Origin of the sequence: Mesorhizobium sp. M0664 (genome assembly GCF_040320565.1) — a bacterium.
In the GTDB taxonomy this organism is placed as follows: domain Bacteria; phylum Pseudomonadota; class Alphaproteobacteria; order Rhizobiales; family Rhizobiaceae; genus Mesorhizobium.
The window spans coordinates 51,161-72,256 of sequence record NZ_JAMYPW010000026.1 but is presented as its reverse complement, the minus strand read 5'-3'; the positions used below and the strand labels follow the sequence as shown (position 1 = coordinate 72,256).

At 64.1% G+C, this 21,096-nt stretch carries 16 protein-coding genes; 10 read left to right on the top strand and 6 right to left on the bottom strand.

Annotated features, from left to right (window positions below):
• The first annotated feature begins 449 nt into the window (after positions 1 to 449).
• The 4 genes from NKI39_RS21705 (at position 450) to NKI39_RS21690 (ending at position 8,670) form a co-directional block, all read left to right on the top strand.
• Positions 450 to 2,411 carry a hypothetical protein gene (locus NKI39_RS21705; protein WP_352834257.1) on the top strand — a complete coding sequence of 654 codons (1,962 nt, stop codon included), beginning with the start codon at positions 450 to 452 and terminating at the stop codon, positions 2,409 to 2,411.
• Between the two features lie 10 nt (positions 2,412 to 2,421).
• On the top strand, positions 2,422 to 6,207 hold the full coding sequence (locus tag NKI39_RS21700) for a DUF7929 domain-containing protein (protein WP_352834254.1): 3,786 nt from the start codon (positions 2,422 to 2,424) through the stop codon (positions 6,205 to 6,207).
• Positions 6,208 to 6,428: 221 nt separating this feature from the next.
• Positions 6,429 to 7,106, top strand: coding sequence for a ribulose-phosphate 3-epimerase (gene rpe / locus NKI39_RS21695; protein WP_352449613.1), 678 nt, complete (start codon positions 6,429 to 6,431; stop codon positions 7,104 to 7,106).
• A 40-nt stretch (positions 7,107 to 7,146) separates the two neighbouring features.
• Positions 7,147 to 8,670, top strand: a complete 1,524-nt coding sequence (locus tag NKI39_RS21690; protein WP_352834251.1) for a malonate--CoA ligase — start codon at positions 7,147 to 7,149, stop codon at positions 8,668 to 8,670.
• Between the two features lie 2 nt (positions 8,671 to 8,672).
• On the opposite strand, the gene nagA is transcribed toward NKI39_RS21690, so the two are convergent.
• Genes nagA through NKI39_RS21670 form a run of 4 tightly spaced genes read right to left on the bottom strand, consistent with a single transcriptional unit; the run spans position 8,673 to position 12,530 of the window.
• Entirely contained in the window at positions 8,673 to 9,845 is a 1,173-nt protein-coding gene (gene nagA / locus NKI39_RS21685) for an N-acetylglucosamine-6-phosphate deacetylase (protein WP_352834248.1), read from the bottom strand.
• Positions 9,842 to 10,873 (bottom strand): SIS domain-containing protein, encoded by a 1,032-nt coding sequence (locus NKI39_RS21680; protein WP_352472801.1) that lies wholly within the window; start codon positions 10,871 to 10,873, stop codon positions 9,842 to 9,844. The genes nagA and NKI39_RS21680 overlap by 4 nt, the downstream gene beginning before the upstream one ends.
• Positions 10,870 to 11,652 (bottom strand): GntR family transcriptional regulator, encoded by a 783-nt coding sequence (locus NKI39_RS21675; RefSeq protein ID WP_352472800.1) that lies wholly within the window; start codon positions 11,650 to 11,652, stop codon positions 10,870 to 10,872. The genes NKI39_RS21680 and NKI39_RS21675 overlap by 4 nt, the downstream gene beginning before the upstream one ends.
• Positions 11,649 to 12,530: a glucosamine kinase nucleotide-binding domain-containing protein gene (locus NKI39_RS21670; RefSeq protein ID WP_352472799.1), complete on the bottom strand. Its 882-nt coding sequence runs from the start codon at positions 12,528 to 12,530 to the stop codon at positions 11,649 to 11,651. Before NKI39_RS21670 ends, NKI39_RS21675 begins: the two co-directional genes overlap by 4 nt.
• A gap of 199 nt (positions 12,531 to 12,729) precedes the next feature.
• Between NKI39_RS21670 and NKI39_RS21665 the strand changes: the two genes are divergently transcribed.
• From NKI39_RS21665 to NKI39_RS21640, 6 genes are all read left to right on the top strand, one after another.
• Positions 12,730 to 13,689, top strand: a complete 960-nt coding sequence (locus tag NKI39_RS21665; RefSeq protein WP_352834245.1) for an N-acetylmuramic acid 6-phosphate etherase — start codon at positions 12,730 to 12,732, stop codon at positions 13,687 to 13,689.
• Positions 13,690 to 13,691: 2 nt separating this feature from the next.
• A complete protein-coding gene (locus tag NKI39_RS21660; RefSeq protein ID WP_352449606.1) occupies positions 13,692 to 14,951 on the top strand; it encodes an ABC transporter substrate-binding protein in 1,260 nt (419 codons plus the stop codon).
• Between the two features lie 238 nt (positions 14,952 to 15,189).
• Positions 15,190 to 16,113: a carbohydrate ABC transporter permease gene (locus NKI39_RS21655; protein WP_023718922.1), complete on the top strand. Its 924-nt coding sequence runs from the start codon at positions 15,190 to 15,192 to the stop codon at positions 16,111 to 16,113.
• 12 nt (positions 16,114 to 16,125) lie between these two features.
• On the top strand, positions 16,126 to 16,965 hold the full coding sequence (locus NKI39_RS21650; protein ID WP_023679838.1) for a carbohydrate ABC transporter permease: 840 nt from the start codon (positions 16,126 to 16,128) through the stop codon (positions 16,963 to 16,965).
• A complete protein-coding gene (locus tag NKI39_RS21645) occupies positions 16,962 to 18,023 on the top strand; it encodes a Gfo/Idh/MocA family protein (RefSeq protein WP_352834242.1) in 1,062 nt (353 codons plus the stop codon). Before NKI39_RS21650 ends, NKI39_RS21645 begins: the two co-directional genes overlap by 4 nt.
• 15 nt (positions 18,024 to 18,038) lie before the next feature.
• Entirely contained in the window at positions 18,039 to 19,037 is a 999-nt protein-coding gene (locus NKI39_RS21640) for an ABC transporter ATP-binding protein (protein WP_352527632.1), read from the top strand.
• A gap of 211 nt (positions 19,038 to 19,248) precedes the next feature.
• Here NKI39_RS21640 and NKI39_RS21635 read toward each other — a convergent pair whose 3' ends face one another.
• Together NKI39_RS21635 and NKI39_RS21630 are read right to left on the bottom strand one after the other, a co-directional pair.
• A complete protein-coding gene (locus NKI39_RS21635; protein WP_352834239.1) occupies positions 19,249 to 20,094 on the bottom strand; it encodes a fumarylacetoacetate hydrolase family protein in 846 nt (281 codons plus the stop codon).
• A gap of 166 nt (positions 20,095 to 20,260) precedes the next feature.
• Positions 20,261 to 20,992: an SDR family oxidoreductase gene (locus NKI39_RS21630; protein WP_254815741.1), complete on the bottom strand. Its 732-nt coding sequence runs from the start codon at positions 20,990 to 20,992 to the stop codon at positions 20,261 to 20,263.
• Positions 20,993 to 21,096: the final 104 nt, after the last annotated feature.

Below are 21,096 nucleotides of genomic sequence, written 5' to 3'. Positions count from 1 at the left end.
TATAAGAACAGGCTGCGTGGCGCGCAAGCATTCTGCGCAAGGCGTTCACCATTCATCGCGGTTGATCGGATTCGGGACCGGCAGGCCCGTATTTTCGGCGGTGATCCAGCCGGCCCGGCCCCCGGCCCATGAACCTTTCCGCCTCGCCCCGCGACTGATGCTCAGGTGCCGCGTGGTGCGGCCCCGGAAAGGAAAGCCCCATGACCACAGATCCAGAGGCTCCATGGTCTCCGGGAACAGCAGGAACTCAGCGCGACCATCGCCTTCGGGACCGGGTCGATGCGCTGGGCTTTTCGCCGGTTCCGTTGACCCTGCGCGGACCCAGGCGTATCGTGACGTTGAGGAAAGCAGACAATTCGATCAGGGATGAACGTGCCGGAACGCCGCGCCTTGCCCTGATTTGCGCGCCGGGACCGGATGTTTCTCCCATGACCTGTGGGGGGAGATCCATGTCTTGCGACCACGGCGCGTTCGTGCGCTCTCGTGCCGGCCGTTTGCGCCGCGCCATCGAGGCTGCCAGCGGATTGTCGATCTTGGCGCTCGCCGCTGGGCTCTGGCTCGGTGGCTCGGCCCAGGCTCAGGAAACCCGGATCATCTATCCCGGCTCGATGGCAATGACCGGATTTTCCGGCACCATCATCCCCAATTTCGAGGAAGGCCTGCCGCCAGGCGTCGATCCCGTCGACGAAACCTTCATCGACACGGCGCGCGCGACCTTGCGCATCTTCGACGTCTCAAGGCTGGGCGGGCCGGCGTCTGGCCAATTGGTCTTCACCCCGCCACCGTTCGAGGTCACAGCCGGGCAAATCGGCCAGGTGTTCGGCATCACCTACGACGACGGCGTGCGCGACGGCGTCCCATCGGCCATTCCAAACCTCTATGCCGGCGCCACGTCGCTGCACGGCATCCGCATAGTCACGCCAGACGGCGACGCCGACGGCCGGCCGGAGCGGCAGCGCCGCGGCACGGCTGACGCTGTCTTCATGGACGGCCAGTTCGGCACCGAAAACGGCGGCGGCCCCGGAACGATCTGGAAGATCGACGGCATCACCGGCGCCGTCTCGAAATTCGCCGATATCGACGCCAATAGCGGTCCCGGCATCGGCGACGTCACTTTCGACAATATCCACCGCCAGTTCTTCGCCAGCGATCTCGACACCGGCCTCATCCACCGCATCGACGCCAATGGCGCGCTGCTCGACACGTTCGACCACGGCATAGCCGGTCGCCCGGCGCACGGGCTTGCCGCCGTTGCCGACGACGGCTCGGTGATTGACATCCAGGGTGCTGCCTTCGACAGCGAGGACCCCGACAGCTGGGGCTACACGCAGGACGAGCGCCGCGTCTGGTCGGTCGCCTATCGTGGCGGCCGGCTCTATTATTCGGTCGGTGATAAGGCGGAGATCTGGTCGGTAGGCGTTGCCGGCGACGGCAGTTTCGCCGGCGACCCGCGCTGGGAACTGACGGTCAAGGCCGACAAGGATTACGCGGTCACCGACATCGCCTTCGACAACGAAGGCTTCATGTACCTGGCCCAGCGCGGCCCGGTGGAGAACCGCTACGACTACAGCCAGTTCGCCGATTCCGGCAAGGGTGAGGTCATCCGCTACTGGCGCGAAAATCCGGACGATCCGGCGACGGAATCGGCCTGGGTGGAAGTGCCGCAGGAATATGCGGTCGGCTTCCCGCAAGACAACCGACAGTCGGCCGGCGGCCTCGACCTGCAATATGGCTACGATGCCGAAGGCAATCTCGATACCGGCGTCTGCACCGACACGCTGGTCGATACCGGCGACAAGTTGCGCGACAATCCGGAGCTTGCCGAACAACTCGCAGCCGGCGGGCCGCTCGCCGTGCACGGCGTGCAAATCAGGCCGACGTCACTGGCCAAGCCGGCCGACATGCCGCCTTTCGGCTCGTGGTTCGTCGACTTCGACAATTATTTCGAAGACCCGGAAGTCGAAGGCCATGTCGGCGACGTCGAGGTCTGGCGCCCCTGCGAAGGCCGTGCCGGCTATTACGAGCAGGTGCCGGGCGGCTATCTGCCACCGTTCTATCCGCCGGACTTTCCGCCCCCCGGCAATCTGCCTCCTTGCCTCGATGTCGAGGATGTCAGGTATTTCTGCACGCCCTCCGGCCTCGAGGCCGAACTCTATCTCCATGACCATGCCGGCTTTGGCGGCGATTCGATCAAGGCTCTGTCCAGGACGCCTGGCGTTGGGGTGACTTCACCTCTGTCGCATGCGCCCGGCGCGCCATACACGATCGGCATCACCGGCCATTACCCTGGCGATACGGTCGATGTCGGGCTCTGCTTCTACAGGCAGTCCGATAGCGACAAGGGTGGCTACTACCCTTGCTGCAAGATGACCTTGCCGCTCAGAACCCCAGCCGTCAGCTGCGAACCGTGAGGAGGGGAAGATGAGCAATCTCGCATTTTTCCCGCCTGCGACAAGCAGCCAATCAACCGGCAAACAATCATTCGTCATCGAGACCATCGTGAAACCCCTGTCACTCGCCAGGCGCGGTGTGCGCTGGCTGATGGCGGCCGGTATCGCGGTCGCCATGCTGAGTCCGCTGCAAGGCTTCGCTGAAGACCTTGCTCCGGCCAAGACCAAGCCTGCCGATGCGGGCATCTACACTGCCGTTCCAGATCCCAGGCTCGATTTCGACAATCCTCGCATCGTCAATCCGGAGCCGGGCCGGATTGTGCCCTTCTTCACCAAGAAAGGCACCCAGAGAGGCTGCGACTATGTCGTATACTCGCTGAGCTTTGGCTTGCGCGGCAATCCGCAGGGTTTTGCCAGCCCGGACCTCGCCGCCATGCTGAAAAAGGTCAGGCTCGATTTCAGGGACCAGCTCCCGCACGGCCTGCGCATCGTCGGCGTGCATGTGACTGGCGACGGCACCGATGCGTCCGGCGGACCGCTGCCCGGTGCTGCGATCAGCAGTTCGGCTGGCCCGGACGATACCGCGGCGGTGCCCGATTTCCGGATTTCCGCCAGCGATCTCGACGGCATCGGCGCTGCGAACGAGCGCGCCGTCACCTTCCAGATCACCGCCAGGATCGACCATGCGGCGTTTCCGTCGCCGACGATCGTTCACAACCAGGGCCTGGTCAAGGTGAGCCGCGAACGCGGCGCCGGCATCGAAATCCCGTCGCAGGACCCGGGCAAGCCGGACGACGGCAATTACCTCACGGGTGCAAAGACCTCGATCAAGATCGACGTCACCAGGTGCAACCCGCCGCCTCCACCTCCCGGCAAGGAATGCTTCAAGGTGGAGCGAGGCACGGTTGATTGCGTGCCCGGCGGCGGCGCCTTCATCTACCACATGCCGGTCGGCCCGGAGATGGCTGGCAAATGGGTGCAGCTTTCGACGACGACACCCGGCATCACCATCATTCCCGACACGCAATTGGTGCCGGCGGGCGGCGGTGTGCTCAATTGGAAGATCGTCGGCGCTTCACCCGGCGACGTCATCCACATCATCGTCACCGGTGTCGAAACCTATGCCGGCCCGAGGGAGGGGTGGGGCCTGTGCTGTACGCAGACTGTCGATATCGTCATCCCGCGTGATCAGCGCTGCCCACCGAAGGACAAGGAACCGGATCTGAAAGTCGAAAAGCGCGCCGACGTGCAACGTTGCACGGTGGGTGGCGGCTGCGACTTCACCATCAGGGTCACCAATGTCGGCGATGCACCCTACCACGGCAAGATCGTGCTCAACGAAGTCACCCTGCCGGCTGGCTCCACCCTCGATTCAGGGCCGAACCCGCCTTGGGTCTGCGCGCCTGGAACCACCCCGATGATTTGCACTCATCCGGTGACCACGCTCAATCCGGGTGCCTCTGTCGACCTCAAGCTCGGCTTCAAGCCGGCCGCAGGCTGGCGAGGCAGCGCCTTGCGCAACTGCGCCACTTACAATTACGGCGCCAGCGGCAAGCCGCTTTTCGGCAGCCAGCAAAACGATCGCGGCTGTGCTTCGATCCCGGTCTGCCGGCGTGGCGATCGTGACCGCAACTGCCGGCCGCCGGTGGAGAAGAAGGTCGACCTGATCCTGAAGAAGCGCGCCCGCACCGAATTCTGTTCGGCCGATGGCGTCTGCACCTTCGTGGTCGACATAATCAACAATGGCAGCGTCCCCTATAATGGGCCGCTGACGGTCGTCGATACCTATCCGGGCGGCGTGCCGGCATCCTCGACCTTCGGCCCGACGCCGCCATGGACATGCGGACCGAACGGCCCCGGCCAGTTCCGCTGCGACAATGCCGGCATCGTGCTGTTGCCTGGCGCCTCGACGCCGATCTTCGTCAGGGCGGTGATGCCGGCCAACTACCGGCCCGACAGTGTCGAGAACTGCGCCGAGGTGAAAGCTATTCCCGGTGAGAACGACATCACCAACAACAGGGCCTGCGCCAAGGAACGCATCCGTCATCCGAATGCCGGCCAGCCGGCCCTGCGCATCACCAAGGTTTGCAATGGTTCGCTGGCCGGTGCTGCGGTCGTTTCCTGCCGCATTACCGTCATCAGTCTCGGCACCACTGCCCCGACCGGTCCGGTACGGGTCAACGATGCCGCGACGCTGATAGCCGGCGGAGCGCCGGTCCAGATCCAGACCGTCACCCCAGACGGCGCGGAATGGGCTTGCGGACCGGTTCCGGCCAATGCGCTGTCGTGCCAGATTCCCGGCGCCGTCATCACGCCTGGAACCAGCCGCCATTTCGACGTGACGGTTGCCGCGAACGGCGAATTCGAGAACTGCGCACGCGGCTCCTACGGCCCGGCTCCGGGAGACGACATCGTCTATCCGATCGGCCAGGCCTGCGCCAAGGGCAGCGGCGCCTCGACCATCCGCGTCGAGAAGACCGGTGATGCCGAGTGCAAGCCCGGCCAGCCCTGCTCGTTCGAGATCACCATCACGAACGATGGCGCGAGCGCCTTCTCCGGTCCGGTTCGCCTCGGCGATGCGATCGGCGTCGAAGGCCTCGGCCGGCTGGAAGGCGTTGCGATCACCTCGATCGATCCGCCCTTCGGCTGCTCGCCGGAGCCGGCAATCTTGCCTCTGTCCTGCATCGCCCAACTGACGCTCGGCGCCGGGGAAAGCCACGTGCACACGGTGACCGTGATCATTCCGGACGATGGCCGTCTGGCCAATCTGCAGGGCACTGTCAACGGCCAGAACTGTGTCGGCGTGCTGTCCCCGAACACGCCGGTGCAAGGCGGTGGCGACGTGCTGTCCCGCGGTGCGGCCGACGTGCAGGGTGATCGCGGCAAGGCCTATGCCTGCCATCCCTTCACCATCAGGAATGAGGTGAAGAAGGAATGCTCGCAAGGCTTCGTCATGAACGACGCCGGCAACTGCGTCTGCCCGCCCGGCACGACCTTCCGCAATGGCCAATGCTCGTCCGGGGGCGGCACGGTCATCGTGCCGAAGCCAAAACCTTGCGTTCTGCTCAAAGGCCAGATCCGTACCGAAGACGGACGCTGCGTCTGTCCGCGCGGAACCGAGCTGGAGAACGGCGCTTGCGTGGGCAGCAAGCCGCAGCCCGAGCAGTGCACCATCCGTGGCCAGATCCACGACGCTGCCGGCGATTGCGTCTGCCCGCGGGGCACCGAAGTCAAAGGCAATGCCTGCCGGCCAATCCAGCCGAAACCCGAGCAGTGCACCATTCGGGGCCAGATCCATAACGCCGCAGGCGATTGCGTCTGCCCGCGGGGCACCGAAGTCAGGGGCAATGTCTGCCGGCCAATCCAGCCGAAACCCGAGCAGTGCACCATTCGGGGCCAGATCCATAACGCCGCTGGCGATTGCGTCTGCCCGCGGGGTACGGAAGTCAGGGGCAATGTCTGCCGGCCAATCCAGCCGAAGCCGGAGCAGTGCACCATCCGCGGCCAGATCCACGACGCCGGAGGCGATTGCGTCTGCCCGAAAGGCACGGAAGTGCAAGGCAATGCCTGCAGGCGCAAGAAGCCTGTTGTGGTGGAGTGCTCGATACCTGGTCAGATCCACAACAAGCGTGGCGTCTGCGTCTGCCCGCGTGGGACAGAGCTGCGCGACGGCGCCTGCCGCAAACCGCGGCTGGAGTGCGCACCGGGCGCGCGGCCGATTAATGGCCAGTGCCAGCCGATCCGTAAACCGAGCCTGCTGCTGAATCCAGATGTTCTTCAGCAGCTGCCAAGGCGCAAGCCGCAGCTCGAGCAATAGGATCGCGCGCGAACTTCAAAACGGTGATCATTCGATCAAGAAAACCCCGCCGGAGCGATCCGGCGGGTTTTTCTTTGGCTCGCAGATGAAAGAGCAGCGAAAACCTGAAGCCGTGGCATCAGCGGAAGGACAAACCGGCTTCCACTTTCCGGACTCGACTCATGGTCTAGGCAGGCGATACAGAGGGGCCGTAAACCGGGGCGTTCGGGAAAAACCGCGTCATGAGCAAAAAAACCCTGATCGCGCCATCGGTGCTGGCTTCCGATTTCTCGAAGCTCGGCGACGAGGTCGAGGCGGTGGCGGCCGCCGGCGCCGACTGGATCCATCTCGACGTCATGGACGGGCATTTCGTCCCCAACATCACCTTCGGGCCGCCGGTGATCAAGGCGATCCGCAACCGCACCAAGGCCTTCTTCGACTGCCATCTGATGATCGCCCCCGCCGACCCCTATCTGGCCGCCTTCGCCGAGGCCGGGTGCGACGGCATCACGGTGCACGCCGAAGCCGGGCCGCATCTCGACCGCTCGCTGCAGACGATCAAAAATCTTGGCAAGAAGGCCGGTGTGTCGCTCAACCCGGCGACACCGGAGACGATGATCGAATACGTGCTCGACCGGCTCGATCTGATCCTGATCATGACGGTCAATCCGGGCTTCGGCGGTCAGGCCTTCATTCCGGCGATCGTAGACAAGGTGAAGCGGGTGAAGGCGCTGATCGGTGACAGGCCGATCCGGATCGAGATCGACGGCGGCATTTCGCCGGAAACTGCGCCCCTGGTCACCGCCGCCGGCGCCAGCGTGCTGGTCGCCGGTGCGGCCATTTTCAAGGGCGGCAGCGTCGCAGCCTATCGGGCAAACATCGAGGCAATCAGGGCAGCGGCGGACAAGGCGGCCGGCTGACCGCCGCCGTCCGGCCGGAGACAGCCGCTCGGGGGAACTTTTGAGCAACCATCTGTTCGATGCTTTCCGTGCCCGGATGCCCACGCCCGGACGCCTTTTGATGGAGGCAGATGACGGGAGCTCGATCAGCTATGGCGAAATGCTGGCGCGCTCCGCTCAACTGGCACATGTGCTGTCGCAGCTGGGCGTCGAAGCCGGCGACCGCGTCGCCGTTCAGGTCGAGAAGAGCCCGGAGGCCATTTTCCTTTATCTCGCTTGCCTGCGTGCCGGCGCGATCTTCCTGCCGCTCAACACCGCCTATACGCTGACCGAACTCGACTACTTCTTCAGGGATGCCGAACCACGACTGATCGTCTGCGACCCGGCGCGAGTGACCGAGATCGGCGTTTTGGCGCAGGCCTCGGGCGCTGCGGTCGCGACACTCGGCAGCAAGGGCGAGGGTTCGTTGACCGATCGCGCCTCCGAGACGGCCGTGGACTTCCACGACGTGGCGCGCGGACCGGACGACCTTGCTGCGATCCTCTACACATCCGGCACCACCGGCCGTTCGAAAGGCGCCATGCTCAGCCACGAAAACCTCGCCTCCAATGCGCGGGTGCTGGTCGACCTCTGGCGCTTCACTGCCGCAGACGTGCTGATTCACGCGCTGCCGGTTTTCCACACGCATGGCCTTTTCGTCGCCACCAATGTCGTCCTGATGGCCGGCGCCTCGATGCTGTTCGAAACCAAATTCGACCCGGCCCGCATCGTCTCGCTGCTGCCGCGGGCCACCGTGCTGATGGGCGTGCCGACCTTCTACGTCCGCCTGCTGCAGCAGGACGGTTTGAACCGGCAAGCGGCGAAAAACATCCGCCTGTTCATTTCCGGCTCGGCGCCGCTTTTGGCCGAGACGCACAGAGCCTGGCGAGAGCGCACCGGCCACGCCATCCTCGAGCGCTACGGCATGACCGAGACCAACATGAACACGTCGAATCCTTATGATGGCGAGCGGCGTGCCGGCACGGTCGGGTTTCCCCTGACCGGCGTTTCCCTGCGCATCACCGACCCCGAGAGCGGCGAAACACTTGCCAAGGGCGATGTCGGCATGATCGAGGTGAGGGGTCCCAATGTCTTTTGCGGCTACTGGCGCATGCCGGAAAAGACCAAAGCGGAGTTCCGTGACGACGGTTTCTTCATCACCGGCGATCTCGGACTGATCGATGCTGACGGCTATGTCCACATCGTCGGCCGCGGCAAGGACCTGATCATTTCCGGCGGCTACAATATCTATCCAAAGGAAGTCGAGAGCGAGATCGACGCACTGCCTGGCGTCGCCGAAAGCGCTGTCATCGGCGTTGCCCATCCGGATTTCGGCGAAGGCGTCACCGCTGTCGTGGTGAGGGCGCTGGGCTCGACCATCAGCGCCGCAGGGATCGTCGAGGCCATCGCCGGGCGCCTCGCTAGGTACAAGCATCCGAAACGGGTGATCTTCGTCGACGAACTGCCGCGCAACACGATGGGCAAGGTGCAGAAGAACCTGCTGCGCGAAGCCTACAAGGACCTCTATACGTCCAAAGCCGGCTAACCCTAACGAGCAGGGCTGCCTGCAAAAACCCTGGCACCATCGATCCAGACGCTTTTAATGTCCAGATCGTCCGACAGCGAAACGATGTTGGCCGCGGTACCGTTGGCGAAGCGCCCGAGCCGGTGCGATTGGCCGATCGCCTGCGCCGGATAGAGCGAGGCCATGCGCAAGGCTTCGTCGAGGTCGAGGCCGACGACGCGGTGCATGAAGCGCACCGCGGAAATCATGTCGAGATCCGCGCCCGCCAGCGTGCCGTCGGCAAGTGTCAGCCTGCCATCCTTGCGGTGGATGGTGCGGCCGTTCAGCGTGAACGAGGTCATGTCGGTGCCGATCGTCGCCATGGCATCGGTAACGAGCAGGATCTTGCCCGGGCCCTGCTTGGCGCGCAAGGCGATGGCCATGGTGGCCGGATCGACATGGATACCGTCGGCGATGATGCCGGCATAGAATGTGCCTGTATCGATTGCGGCGCCCGCCAGCCCCGGCTCGCGATTGCCGATCTGGCTCATCGCATTGAACAGATGGGTGATCACCGTTGCGCCGGCCTCGGCAAAGGCGCGAGCCGTGGCATAGCCGGTATCGGAATGGCCGATGCTGACGACAATGCCGGCCTTGCTAAGCGCCGACACCTGGCTGGGCTCGACGGATTCGGGCGCCACCGTCGTCAGCAGCACGGGCAGGTTTTTCCGTGCGGCGATCAGCATCGTCTGGTCGGAGTCTAGCATCGGCCGGATCAAAGCCGGGTCATGTGCGCCCTTGCGGGCGATCGACAGATGCGGCCCTTCGAGGTGCAGGCCCAGGAACCCCGGCACCTTCCTCCATGCCGCCTCGGCTCCGGCCGCAACCGCCGCGGCGGTGATCTCGGACGTGTCGGTGATCAGCGTCGGCAACAGCGCCGCCGTGCCGAAGGGTGCGTGCGCCCGGCAGATGGTCTCGATCGAGGCGACGTCCGGATGGTCGTTGAGCATGACGCCGCCGCCGCCATTGACCTGCAGATCGACGAATCCAGGCGCCAGCATGCCGCCGCCGGTCTCGATATGCGCAACATTGGATGGAATGGCACCGGCGGCAACAATGGCCTCGACGAGGCCGTCGCGCACGACAAGCGCCGCATTGTCGTGCCAGTCGTCGCCATCGAAAATCCGGGCGCCAGTCAGGGCAAAACGGTCGCTCATAGGGTTTCCGTTACCTTGCGCAGATTGGGCGGCGTGTCGGGGTCGAGGCCGCGATGGCGGGCAAAAGCCTCGACGAAACCATAGAACGACACGATCAGCGTCAGCGGGTCGGTCAGCGGATGACCGGTTGCGACATGCGGCAGGCGCTGAGCGCTCTTTGCCTTGTTCGACGTCACAAAGACGGCAGCGCCCTTGCCGGCCAGGCTGTCGGCGGCATCGGCCACCGATGGCTCGGACGCATCGCGAGCAGCCAGCGCCAGCACCGGGAAACCGGGACCGACCAGCGCCAGCGGGCCGTGCATGACCTCGGCGGCACTATAGGCTTCCGCATGCATGGCGCAGGTTTCCTTGAATTTCAGCGCCGCCTCGTTGGCGATCGCCGCCGACGGGCCGCGACCGAGAATGAACAGCGACTTTTGCGTCTCCAGCGCCCCGGCCAGCGCCATCCAGTCGCAGGCGATCGCCTTGCGAAAATGCTCCGGCAAGCGCGCGAGCGCCACCAGAAGTTTGTCGTCGCCGGTGCAATGCGCCATCAAGGCGAGTCCTGCGACGGCTGAATTGACGAAGGTCTTCGTCGCCGCGACGCTGCGCTCCGGTCCGGCCAGGATGTCGATCGCGTAGTCCGAAGCCCGCGCCAGCGGCGAATCGGCGGTGTTGGTGATGGCGACGGTCAGCGAACCGCCGGTCCTCGCCGCTTGCGCCATTGCAACGATGTCCGGGCTCTTGCCGGACTGCGAGATCGCCAGGCAGGCCGAGCCGCCCAGCTTCAGCTTGGCGCCATAGATCGAGGCGATCGACGGGCCGACCGATGCAACCGCCAGCCCGGCGGTCAACTCCACGGCATATTTCATGAAGGTCGCGGCATGGTCGGACGAGCCGCGCGCCACGGTGACGACGAAATTCGGATCGCGCTCGCGAATGCCGCGTCCAGCTTCCGTCAGCACCGCGGCCGAGCCATCGAGCAGACGGGCGGTGGCCTCCGGGATCTCCTCGATCTCGCGCCGCATATGGGTCGTTGTCGCGGTCATGGCCGGCCCTCTTCGCCCGGCCCGCTCAGCCGGAGTTCGGCGACAAAATCATAGGCGTCGCCCCTGTAGATGGAGCGGGTAAACTCGATCACCTTGCCGCTCGCCAGATAGGAGATACGCTCGATGTGCAGGCCGGCAATGCCCGGCGGCACTTCCAGCAGCTGTGCGTCGCTATCGCCGAGATTGGTGGCGGAAATGCGCTGCACCGCCCGCACCGGCCTGTTGCCGGTCTTTTCCAACGCGGCGTAGAGCGACGAACCAATCGCCGCCGGATCGGGCAGCACGCTTGTCGATAGCGAGGCGCGCTCGATCGCCAGCGGCGTGTCGTTGGCGATACGAAGGCGCGCCACGCGCGCAACCAATTCGTTCGATGCCAGGCCGAGCACCATCATCTCGTCGGGCGACGGCGGATAGAGGCCGCGGTCGAGCCAAGCCGAACGCACCGCCATGCCGCGCCGTGCCATGTCCTCGGTAAACGAGGTCAGCATCGACAGCGACTGCTCGACGCGCTCCATACGTGGCGCAACGAAGGTACCGGAACCATGGCGCTGGACGAGGATGCCGCCCTTGACCAGGTCCTGCACCGCCTTGCGCACGGTGACGCGCGAAATGTCGGCCTTGCTAGCGATGTCGCGCTCGGAAGGCAGCGCATCGCCAGGTCCGATCAGCCCGCGTTTGACCGCATCCTCGATACTCTTCCTGAGCTGCAGATAGAGCGGCGCGCCACTCTGCGACGATTGTTTCAGCGCCGCGAATATCTGGTCGGCGGCCTCACTCATCGAGCTGCCTCCGCCGTGTTTGCGAAAATCCGAGCCGCCATCTGAACCGCGCCGCCCAGAGCGTCGTCGAGCGGCGGTTTCAGCAGCGCCCGGTAGCGGGCCGACAGGCGCGGCGCGTAAAGCGGCGCCAGCCCGCCGAGCAGGCAGAGCGGATCGCCGCCGCCCAGGTCGAGCACGCCAAGCGCTGCTTCGACATCGGCGACCGCCTTGTCGAGGATCCAGATAGCGACGACGTCGCCTTTTTCGGCATGTTCGAACACCTTGGGCGCGAAGCCGCCGAAATCGCCGGGCTTGGCGTTGGTGGTGAATTCGACCAGATCCTCGGGATTGTTGCGGAAAATGGCGAGCATGGTCTCCGTCAGCGGCGATCCCTGGCGGATGCCGTCATAGGCGAGCAGCGTCTGCTCGAGCAGGTCGCGGCCGATGCGGGCGCCGCTGCCCTGGTCGCCGACCTGGAACCCCCAGCCGCCGATGGCGCGCGACTTGCCTTGTTTGCGTGCCATATAGGCGGTGCCGGTGCCGAGGATGGCCATGGCGCCGTCGCCTGAGCCAACCGCGCCTTCCAGCGCGATCTCGGCGTCGGTCTCGACACGGCTGATGCGAAACGGCAGGATCGCTTCGAGCTGCTGCCGGTAGGTGCCGACGTTGGCGCCTGCAAGACCGAGAACGGCCGGAGTTTGCGGGATCAGTGCGGGATCCTTGCCCGCGGCGACAAAGGCCTGCTGCGCTGCGTCGACGATGTTCGTCCTGGCGCCGGTGAGATCGGTTCGGATGTTGGCGGCACCGCTTTTGGCGCGGCCGAGGACGATGCCGTCGGCCGTTGCAAGGGCCGCCCTGCAGCTGGTGCCGCCGCCATCGATGCCGAGCACGAATTTCACGCGATTTCTCCTCCGGGCGGATAATACCAATAAAATACCAATAGCCAAGGATTAATTTCCGTTTCAAAAAAGTTAAGGCGTAGTTTGTTGGAAAATCAGCCAATTTCGTTCGCAAGCCTGCACTGCCGCAAGGATTTCATTAATGCGTGTGGACAAGTGGTATTTTTTTGGTATGGTTTTCTCGATTGGAGGAAAGCGGATGGCCGAAACGCGCACCGAAGCGCTTCACCAGAATGCCGAGGGACTGGATATCCAGGCCCCGGAAGCCGTCCTTTCCTCTTTGGCCCACGCACAGATCGAGGCCGCCAAGGCCGTGCACGGCGCCATTCCTGCCATTGCTGCGGCAGCCGAAATCATCGCAAGCAGACTGAAAAGCGGCGGCAAGCTCGCCTATGCGGCTGCCGGCAGTTCGGGCCTGATGGCACTGGCCGATGCGCTTGAGCTCCCGGGCACTTTCGGCATCCAACGCGACCGCATCGCCATCCTGATCGCCGGCGGCGACGAGGCCTTCAAGACACTGGCCGGCGGGCCGGAGGACGACACCGAGGAAGCTTCGGCAGCAGTTGCCGCCGCCCGCATCGGCAAGGGCGACTGCCTGATCGCCGTCTCGGCCAGCGGCTCGACACCTTATGCAGTCAGGGCGATCGAGGACGCCAGGCGCCGCGGTGCGGCGACCATTGCCATCGCCAACAACAGGGATGCGCCGCTGTTGCGGCTGGCCGACATCGCCATCCTGCTCGAAACGCCGCCGGAGCTGATTGCCGGCTCAACGCGCATGGGCGCAGGCACCGCCCAGAAGATCGCGCTCAACATGCTGTCGACGCTCGCCGCCATCCATCTCGGCCATGTCCATGACGGCTACATGGTCAACCTCATGGCCGACAACATCAAGCTGCGCGACCGCGCCGCACGCATCGTCGCCGCTGTCAGCGGGCGCGACAAGGACGAGGCGGCGCGCCTGCTCGAAAGGAGCGGCGGCGTCGTCAAGACCGCTATTCTGCTCGCCGCCGGCGCCGCCAGCGCCGATGCAGCCGAGAAGATATTGGAAGGGACTGGCCACAAGCTGCGGCCGGCCCTTTCCGCGATCGAGGGGAGCAAGGGGCGCAATGCCTCTGTTCTCATCAAAACCGAACCTGAAAAAGGTCAACAGGGAGACTGAGCATGACAACGAAGCTACTGACGGCACTTCTTCTCGGCACCAGCATTCTCGGCTCCGCCGGGGTGGCTTATGCCGACGACGTAACGCTCAACATCGAAAGCTGGCGCGGCGACGACCTTGCCATCTGGAAGGACAAGCTGATCCCGGCCTTCGAAGCCAAGAACCCGGGCATCAAGGTGGTGTTCGCGCCGTCGGCGCCGACCGAATATGACGCCGCCCTCGGCGCCAAGCTCGCCGCCGGCTCGGCCGGCGACCTGATCACCTGCCGCCCGTTCGACAAGTCGCTGGAACTCTTCAAGAAGGGCAACCTCGCCGACATCTCGACCCTGCCCGGCATGGAGAACTTCTCCGACGTCGCCAAGGCCGCCTGGCAGACCGACGACGGCAAGTCGAGTTTCTGCGTGCCGATGGCCTCCGTCATCCATGGCTTCATCTACAACAAGGACGCCTTCGACAAGCTCGGCATCAAGGTGCCGGAGACGCGCGACGAATTCTTCGCCGCGCTCGACAAGATCAAGGCCGACGGCACCTACATCCCGATGGCGATGGGCACCAAGGACCTCTGGGAAGCGGCGACCATGGGCTACCAGAACATCGGCCCGAACTACTGGAAGGGCGAGGAAGGCCGCCTGGCGCTGATCAAGGGCGAGCAGAAGCTGACCGATCCGCAGTGGGTCGAGCCCTTCAAGGAACTGGCCAAGTGGAAGGACTATCTCGGCGACGGCTTCGAGGCGCAGACCTATCCGGACAGCCAGAACCTGTTCACGCTCGGCCGCGCCGCCATCTACCCGGCCGGCTCGTGGGAGATCGGCCTGTTCAACACGCAGGCGCAGTTCAAGATGGGCGCCTTCCCGCCGCCGGTGCAGAAGGCCGGCGACACCTGCTACATCTCCGACCACACCGACATCGGCATGGGCCTCAATGCGGCCTCGAAGAACGCGGATGCGGCCAAGACCTTCCTGTCCTGGGTGGCCTCGCCGGATTTCGCCACCATCTACGCCAACGCGCTGCCGGGCTTCTTCAGCCTGAACAACACCCCGGTGAAGATGGAAGACCCGCTGGCCCAGGAATTCGTCTCCTGGCGCGGCAAGTGCAAGTCGACGATCCGCTCGACCTACCAGATCCTGTCGCGCGGCACGCCGAACCTCGAAAACGAGACGTGGGTTGAATCGGCCAACGTCATCAACGGCACCGACACGCCGGAAGCTGCCGCCAAGAAGCTGCAGGACGGCCTCGACAGCTGGTACAAGCCGGCGAAGTAAAGCGCGGCGAAGCGTTGTCTCCCCCCTCGAGGGGGAGATGTCGCCGAAGGCGACAGAGGGGGTCGGTCGAGGCAGACTGCGGCTTGATCGCTGCTGGAAAGCACGGTCGAACGACGATCGCGTGCTCCTCTGCCGACCCCACCCGCCTCGCTTTGCGAGGTACCCTCCCCTCGAGGGGGAGGGAGGCGCCGCGCCCTTTGGCGGCAATAGCAAGACCTGATCGGCGGGGACCGAACGCATGGCCGCAGCACCGAAAAGACCGTTCCGTTGGCATATCGGCGTTTTCCTGGCGCCGGCGCTGCTGGTCTATACGGCGATCATGATCCTGCCGCTGGCCGGCACGCTGCAGCTGTCGCTGTTCCGCAACATCAACCAGTCGCAGGTCTTCGTCGGACTGGAAAATTTCCGCATGCTGTTCGGTGATCCCAACTGGTCGGTCAATTTCTGGAACGCGCTCAGGAACAATGTCTGGTTCTTCATCATCCACATGCTGGTGCAGAACCCGATCGGCGTCCTTTTGGCCGCACTTCTGTCCAGCCCCAGGCTACGGTTTTCCGCCTTCTACCGCACGGCGATCTTCGTGCCGACGATCCTGTCTTTCGTCATCGTCGGCTTCGCCTGGAAGCTGATCCTGTCGCCGCTATGGGGCGTGGCGCCGCATATGATGGACCTTGTCGGCCTGAAAAGCCTGTTCACGCCCTGGCTCGGCAAGGCGCAATATGCGCTGACCGCGCTCAGCCTGATCTCGGTGTGGCAGTTCGTCGGCATCCCGATGATGCTGATCTATGCGGCACTGCTGTCCATTCCCGAGGAGGTGATCGAAGCGGCCGAATGCGACGGCATCACCGGGATGGCGCAGTTCTGGAAGATCAAGCTGCCGCTCATCCTGCCGTCGATCGGCATCATCTCGATCCTGACCTTCGTCGGCAACTTCAACGCTTTCGACCTGATCTACACCGCGCAAGGCGCGCTGGCCGGGCCGAACTATTCAACGGATATTCTCGGCACCTTCCTCTACCGCGCCTTCTTCGGTTTCCAGCTGCAGGTCGGCGATCCCAACATGGGCGCGGCGATCGCCACGATGATGTTCCTGATCATCCTCGGCGGCGTCTGCGTCTATCTGTTCCTCGTACAGACGCGCTTGCGTCGCTACCAGTTTTAGGGGAGCGCGACCATGAGCACCGCAACCCGCTCGCTGCCCCGCACCATTGGCGCGCATGCGATCCTTCTGACCTACACGGCGATCGCGCTGTTTCCGGTAATCATCGTCATCGTCAACTCATTCAAGTCGCGCGCCGCCATCTTCGGTGCGCCGCTGGCGCCGCCGACGCCGAAAACCTTCGATCTAATCGGCTACACGACGGTGATCGGCCAGGGCGATTTCATCCACTATTTCCAGAACAGCCTTGTCGTCACCGTCGCCTCGCTGTTCTTCGTGCTTTTGTTCGGCGCCATGGCGGCTTTCTCGCTGTCGGAATACCGCTTCCGCGGCAATTCGCTGATGGGGCTCTATCTGGCGCTCGGCATCATGATCCCGATCCGCCTTGCCACCGTCGCCATCCTGCAATTGATGGTGGCGAGCGGGCTAGTCAACACGCTGACAGCGCTGATCCTGGTCTATACGGCGCAAGGCCTGCCGCTTGCCGTCTTCATCCTGTCGGAATTCATGAAGCAGGTGTCGGACGATCTGAAGAACGCCGGCCGCATCGACGGGCTATCGGAATACACCATCTTCTTCCGCCTGGTGTTGCCGCTGGTCAGGCCATCTATGGCGACGGTCGCCGTCTTCACCATGATCCCGATCTGGAACGATCTGTGGTTCCCGCTGATCCTGGCGCCGTCGGAGGAAACCAAGACGGTGACGCTCGGCGCGCAACTGTTCCTCGGCCAGTTCGTCACCAACTGGAATGCCATCCTGGCGGCACTGTCGCTGGCGATCATGCCGGTGCTGATCCTCTACGTCATCTTCTCGCGGCAGCTGATCCGCGGCATCACTTCGGGAGCGGTCAAGTGAATTCGCAAAAACCCCTTCGCGTTGTCGTCGCCGGGCTCGGCAATATGGGGCGCAGCCATGCGCTGGCCTATCACACCAATCTGGGATTCCAGATCGCCGCGCTGGTCAACCGCTCCGATGTGCCGCTGCCGGAAGGGCTTTCGACCTACGCCATCCGGCGTTCCTTCGATGAGGCGCTACGCGACGAAAAGCCCGATGTCGCCTGCATCGCCACCTATTCCGACAGCCATGCTGACTATGCGGTCAAGGCGTTCGAGGCCGGCTGCCACGTCTTCCTCGAAAAGCCGCTGGCAACCACCGTCGCCGATGCAAAGCGCGTGGTCGCGGCAGCCAAGGCCAACGGCAAAAAACTGGTGATCGGCTACATCCTGCGCCATCACCCGTCCTGGATCCGGCTGATCGCCGAGGCGCGCAAGCTCGGCGGCCCTTACGTGTTCCGCATGAACCTCAACCAGCAATCCTCCGGCCATAGCTGGGAGACGCACAAGCAGTTGATGCAGACGACATCGCCGATCGTCGATTGCGGCGTGCATTATCTCGACGTGATGCTGCAGATCACCGACGCCAGGCCAGTCGAGGTGCGCGGCATGGGGCTGAGGCTGAGCGACGAGATCGCGCCGTCAATGTACAATTACGGTCATCTGCAGGTGCTATTCGACGACGGTTCGGTCGGCTGGTACGAGGCCGGCTGGGGGCCGATGATTTCGGAGACGGCTTTCTTCGTCAAGGACGTGATCTCGCCCAATGGCTGCGTGTCGATCGTCATGAAGGAGGGTGTCAGGTCCGACGACATCGACACCCACACCAAGACCTCGACCATCCGCCTGCACAGCGCGGCGACCGGCGCGGATGGCAAGTTCGCCAAACCCGACGAAATGCTGTCGATGCAAGGCGAGCCCGGCCATCAGGACCTCTGCGACCTGGAACAGGCGTTTGTGCTGAAGGCGATCCGCGAGGATCTGGACTTGACCCGCCACATGGACGACGCGGTGAAGTCGCTCGCCGTCTGTCTTGCCGCAGACGAGAGCGTGCGCAGCGGCCTCGCCGTGAAACTCTAGAACAGGGACGAAGCCGTGGGCTCGCTGAACATCGAGAATGTGAAAAAAGCCTTCGGGCCGGTCGAGGTGCTGAAGGGCATCAACCTCGAGGTGACGGATGGCGAGTTCGTCGTCTTCGTCGGTCCATCCGGCTGCGGGAAGTCGACGCTGCTCAGGGTCATTGCCGGGCTGGAGGACTCGACCTCGGGCCGCGTGGTGATCGACGGGGCGGACGTCTCCGCCACGCCGCCGGCCAAGCGCGGTATCGCCATGGTGTTCCAGACCTATGCGCTCTATCCGCATCTGACTGTGAAGAACAATATGGGCCTCGGCCTCAAGCAGGCGGGCACGCCGGCGGCCGAGATCGACCGCCGCATCGGCATCGCTTCCTCGATGCTGTCGCTGGAGCCCTACCTCTCGAGGCGGCCGGCCGAGTTGTCCGGCGGCCAGCGCCAGCGCGTCGCCATCGGCCGCGCCGTGGTGCGTGAGCCCAAGCTTTTTCTGTTCGACGAGCCGCTGTCGAACCTCGACGCCGCACTGCGCGTCAACACCAGGCTGGAGATCGCGCAATTGCATCGCCGGCTGAAGGCCACGATGATCTATGTCACCCACGACCAGGTCGAGGCGATGACACTGGCCGACAAGATCGTCGTGCTGAACGCGGGAAAGATCGAGCAGATCGGCGGACCGATGGAGCTTTACAATTCGCCGGCAAATGAATTCGTCGCCGGCTTCATCGGCTCACCGAAGATGAACTTCGTCGACGGGGCCAGGCTTGGCGAGACGGCCAAGACCATCGGTGTCCGTCCCGAGCACCTGACCGTCGATCCGAAATCCGGTGCCTGGAAAGGCACGGTTGTCCATGCCGAGCACCTTGGCGCCGACACCAACCTCTATCTCGACTGCGAGAAGGCCGGCTTGATCACAGTGCGCATCTTCGGCGTCTATAACGCCGAACCGGGTGCCACGCTCTACGCGACGCCGGATCCGGCAAAGACATACCGGTTTGGGGCTGATGGGAAGGTGCTGAAATAGCGCAGGCGCCGACTCCCCTTCTCCCCTTGTGGGAGAAGGTGGCCGAGCGAAGCTCGGTCGGATGAGGGGTGTTGGACGGATCGCTACGCTGAAGGCGTAAGTGCCTAAAATCCCCTGATGTTTTCACGCCTCGTTTTCTTGCAGCACCCCTCATCCGTCTCGGCGCTGCGCGCCGATCCACCTTCTCCCCCAAGGGGAGAAGGAAGAGCGCCTACAAATCCGCCTTGAACGTCTGCTTCTGGATGCCCAGCCCTTCGATACCGAGCTCGACCACGTCGCCGGGCTTCAGGAAGACCGGCGGCTTCATGCCGAGGCCGACGCCGGGCGGCGTGCCGGTAGAGATGATGTCGCCCGGGTGCAGCGACATGAACTGGCTGAGATAGGAGACGAGATAAGCGACGCCGAAGACCATGGTCTTGGTCGAGCCGTTCTGCATGGTCTTGCCGTTGACCGTCAGCCACATCGGGATGTTCTGCGGGTCCTTGATCTCGTCCTTGGTCACCAGCCACGGGCCGATCGGCCCGAACGTGTCGCAGGACTTGCCCTTGGTCCACTGGCCCTGGCGCTCGGCCTGGAAGGCGCGCTCGGAGACGTCGTGCGCGACGCAATAGCCGGCGACATAATCCAGCGCCTCGGCCTCGGTGACATACTTCGCAGTCTTGCTGATCACCACGCCGAGCTCGACCTCCCAGTCGGTCTTCACCGAGCCGCGCGGGATCAGCACGTCGTCGTTCGGCCCGACAATAGCCGAGCTTGCCTTCATGAAGATGATCGGCTCCGGCGGCACGGTGGCGCCGGTTTCGGCAGCATGGTCGGAATAGTTGAGACCGATGCAGATGAATTTGCCGGTGCCGGCGACGCAGGCGCCGATGCGTGGCTTGCCGGAAACCGCCGGTAGCGTTTTCGGATCGAGCTTCGACAATGTCTCGAGCGATGCCGGATCGAGCGTCTTGCCGGCAATGTCGGTGACATGGGCGGAGAGGTCGCGGATCGTTCCATCCGCATCGAGCAGGCCGGGGCGTTCGCTCCCCGCCTCGCCATAGCGCAGCAGTTTCATGCAGTTTTCTCCCAGTTGCGACCAGAGGCCGTTTGCAAACTCGCTCCGCTGCGGCGAATGGCGTGGGTTTCGAGAACCGGAGCGGAGCGTACTTAAAGTACGTGAGCACCGGAAGCGCAGAAAGCCGCGTCAGGCGCCCGGCGGAGTAGGGTTTTCAAATGGCCTCTTAGATCGACCAGCCACCGTCGATATTATAAGCCTGCCCCGACGTATAGGTGGCGCCGGCCAGATAGACGGCGAGGTCGGCGATTTCCTCGGGCGTGCCGAGGCGGCCCATCGGCTGGCGCGCGATGAAGGCGGCGCGAGCTGCTTCGTAGTCGCCCTGCGCATGCATGCGGTCCTGCAGCGACGGGCTTTCGACCGTGCCCGGACAGATCGCATTGCAGCGTATGCCCTTGCCGACATAGTCGGCGGCGACCGACTTGGTCAGGCCGATGACGGCTGCCTTGGTTAGGCCATAGACGAAGCGGTTCGGCACGCCCTTGGTCGAACTGGCCAGCGACGCCATGTTGATGATCGAGCCGTCGCCGCGCTCCAGCATGCCGGGCAGCACGGCGCGGATGGTGCGGATCATTGAGCGGACATTGAGATCATAGGCAAAGTCGAGGTCGCCGTCCTTCATCTCGAGGATCGAGCCGGAATGGACGAAGCCGGCGCAGTTGAACAGCACGTCGACGGCGCCGATCTCGGCAAACGCGGCGTTCACCGCCTCGTCGTTCAGCACGTCGAGCTTGCGGGTCTTGATACCGGGCGTCTTGCCGAGGTCGGCGAGCACCACCTCGTTGATGTCGGTGGCATGGACGACGGCGCCGGCCTTGGCGAAAGCCAGCGCACTTGCCCGGCCGATGCCTTGCGCCGCCGCCGTGACGACAACGATCTTGCCTGTCAGATCCGCCATGCTTCTCTCCTCGCCCGTCTGTGATCGTTCGGCTTTTTACCGGCACAAGGCCGGGGCGCAATGTGCCAGCCGGGCAGTACCATCCCGCCTGTTTCGATATTCGC